We start from the raw sequence: 2,863 nt of genomic DNA, 5'->3' as shown, positions 1-2,863 counted from the left end.
GTATCCGTCCCGCCACCCCCATCCTTCCGCCTCCCCCCTCGGCCATGCATGTATGCCTCGTTGAAGGGAGGCTTGTCATGGCTACGAGGACGACCAAGGCCGAGCGTCGCTGGCGGCGGATCGTGGAGAAGTGGCGCCGTAGCGGCCTATCGGCGCGCGCGTTCGCGAAGCGGCATCGAATCAGCGCGGTCACGATGTACGGGTGGAGCAGCCGGCTCAGCAGACAGGATGCCGCGCAGGATTCCGAATTTGCGGCGGAAGCACCGACGTTCTTGCCCGTCGAGATCATCGACGACGTCCTGCCCGCCGCGGCCGCTGGGCCGACGACCCTGGAGGTCGTTCTTCCGCGTGGCGAGGTGATCCGCGTGCCGCCTGGCGCTGACCTCTCCCAACTCGGCCGTGTTGTCGCGGCACTGCGGGGGTTGCTCGAATGATTCCCGCGCGGATGGCCATTTACGTCGCCACCGAGCGGCTCGATCTGCGGCGCTCGTTCGATGGGCTCTCGGGCGTCGTGCGCGAGGTGCTGCGTGAGGATCCGCTCTCGGGCGCGCTGTTCATGTTCTTCAACAAGGCAGCCGACAGGGTCAAGATCCTCTGGTGGGATCGGACGGGCTATTGCCTGCTCTACAAGCGCCTCGAGCGCGGCACGTTTCGCGTGCCGCTCGCGCTCGAGCCCGGCGCGACGCGCATCCCGATCGAAGCCTCCGAGATGGCCAGGATCCTCGAAGGCGTAGAGCTCCCGCCGGCGAAGCAGCGCATCCGCGCGCTCGCGGCGGGTTCCATCAAGTAAAACCTTTCTCTTTACACGGCGGAGCGTTGCGTGTATGGCCCGCTCCCGTGACAAACCCTGAGCTCGAGGTGAAGGTCGCCGCCCTGGAGAGCCGCCTCGCGGGTGCCTCGCGGGAGCGGGACAAACTGCGGCACGAGCGCGACGAGTATCGCAAGCTCTACGAGCTCGCCAGCATCGAGCTCGAGCGGTTTCGTCGCCATATCTTCGGCCGCAAGGCCGAGCAGGTCGATCCTGCGCAGACGCAGCTCGCGTTCACCGCCGTCGTCGAGGCGCTCGGCGGGCTCGAGCGGCTCTCCGAGCCATCGACGGATGCACAGCCGCCTTCCGAGCAGCCCGCCGGAGAGAAGCTGCCCGAGCGCAACAAGTCAAAGCAGAAGGAGCGCAAGGCCACCCCGCACGGGCGGCAGAGCCTGCCCGAGCACCTGCCCGTCCATGAAATCGAGCTCCTGCCGCTCGAGGCCAAGGGCGAAGGCGCCGCGTCCCTCGTGCGGATCGGCGAGGAGGTGAGCGAAACGCTGGAATGGCGGCCCGCGGGCTACGTGCGGGTCCGGGTCGTTCGTCCGAAGTTCGCGACGAGAGGCAAACCCGAGCAAGGCGTGCGTGTCGAGCCCGCGCCCGAGGCGCCGATTCCGCGCTGCATGGCAGGCCCCGGGCTGGTCGCGCACGTGCTCGTGAGCAAGTACGCCGATTCCTTGCCGCTGCACAGGCAGGAGAAGATCCACGAGCGACAAGGTGTCCCGCTCGCGCGCTCGACCCTGTGCAACTGGGTGAGCGCCTCCTGCGGCCTGCTCCGGTACATCGTCGACGCGATGTCCGTCGACGCAAAAAGCGCGCATTGCATCGCCATGGATGCGACCGGCGTGCTCGTGCAGGCGAAGGAGAAGTGCCGGAGAGGCTACTTCTGGGTGCTCGTTGCCGATCGGGACCACGTTCTGTTTCGCTTCACGCCGCGGCACACGCAGGATGGGCCGCGGGAATTCCTGCGCGGTTACAAGGGGTACGTCCTCGCCGACGCGCACAATGTCTACGAGCTGCTCTATCGCACCGAGGAAGTGACGGAGGTCGGCTGCTGGGCACACTGCCGGCGCGGCTTCTTCAAGGCGCTCTCGTCCGACAAGGAGCGGGCGCTGGCGGCGCTCGGATTCATCGGAAAGCTCTACGCAATCGACGCCGAGACCAAGGACCTTCCGCCGGCTCGCCGGACGGAGGAGCGCCGGAGGCTCGCCACGCCCGTGCTCGAAACCTTTCGCATCTGGCTCGACGTGCAGGGTCTCGTGGCCTTGCCGAAGAGTCCCGTTGGCCAGGCCATCGGCTACGCTCGCAATCAGTGGGCGCCCCTCACGCGATTCCTCGACGATGGCAGGCTGCGTCTCGACAACAACGGCTCGGAGCTCGAGCTCCGCCGCCAGGCGGTCGGCCGGAAAAACTGGCTCTTCGTCGGCAGCGACGAGGGCGCCGAGTGGAATACCATCGCCGTCTCGCTCATCGCATCCTGCGAGCTCCACGGTATCGAGCCCTGGGCATACCTGCGCGACGTCTTGATTCTGCTTCCCGAATGGCCCCGCGACCGGGTCCTCGAGCTGTCGCCCAAGCACTGGAAGCAAACCCTCGAGAAGACCGACGCTCGTCAGCGGCTCGACAGCAGCATCTGGAGCCGCGTTTCGAGCACGTCCCCCTCGTCCTGACTTCGAGCGCGGCGCGGTCGTGGGGACCTTGGGAGCCGCGCCTTCGGCGGCTGGGGTTCGGCGGACACGAACATTCCGAGCGGGTCTGGAAGGCGCGTCGACCGTCGACGTGGCTTCCTCGCCGCGCTTGGACAGTTTGATGGTCGAGCTGCGGCGTCGTGGCGAACTCTCGTCGTCTTTCCGGCGAGCATCGAGCCCCTCGGACGCATCAACGCGGCTGCCTGCCGCGCTTCGGCCCCGCGCAGGACCATGCTTTCTCGCGAGCTTCGGGCGAGCTGCGTCTCCCAGGGGTTCTTCCACGACGAACTCGTCACGCTGCGGCATCGCGGCGGAAGGTTACGCAGCTGCCTCGATGCGCGCCATGATGCGGGTGGGCGAACGGATACGC

General features: G+C 67.3%; 3 protein-coding genes. All 3 read left to right on the top strand.

All coding sequences use genetic code 11. The features are described from left to right. Positions 1-77: 77 nt before the first annotated feature. The 3 genes from QHF83_RS53115 to QHF83_RS53105 are packed head-to-tail and all read left to right on the top strand — an operon-like array spanning position 78 to position 2,475. The gene (locus tag QHF83_RS53115; RefSeq protein WP_282425849.1) at positions 78-434 is read left to right on the top strand and encodes an IS66 family insertion sequence element accessory protein TnpB; all 357 of its coding nucleotides are present in this window, start codon (positions 78-80) and stop codon (positions 432-434) included. Continuing rightward, positions 431-790, top strand: coding sequence for an IS66 family insertion sequence element accessory protein TnpB (tnpB, locus tag QHF83_RS53110; RefSeq protein ID WP_282425848.1), 360 nt, complete (start codon positions 431-433; stop codon positions 788-790). Before QHF83_RS53115 ends, tnpB begins: the two co-directional genes overlap by 4 nt. Positions 791-837: 47 nt before the next feature. Continuing rightward, positions 838-2,475 (top strand): IS66 family transposase, encoded by a 1,638-nt coding sequence (locus QHF83_RS53105; RefSeq protein ID WP_282425847.1) that lies wholly within the window; start codon positions 838-840, stop codon positions 2,473-2,475. The last annotated feature ends 388 nt before the right edge of the window (positions 2,476-2,863 follow it).

This window comes from Polyangium sp. 15x6, from assembly GCF_029960785.1.
In the GTDB taxonomy this organism is placed as follows: Bacteria; Myxococcota_A; Polyangia; order Polyangiales; family Polyangiaceae; genus Polyangium.
Note: the sequence above shows the minus strand (reverse complement) of the source record. Positions and strands in the feature narration are given on the sequence as shown.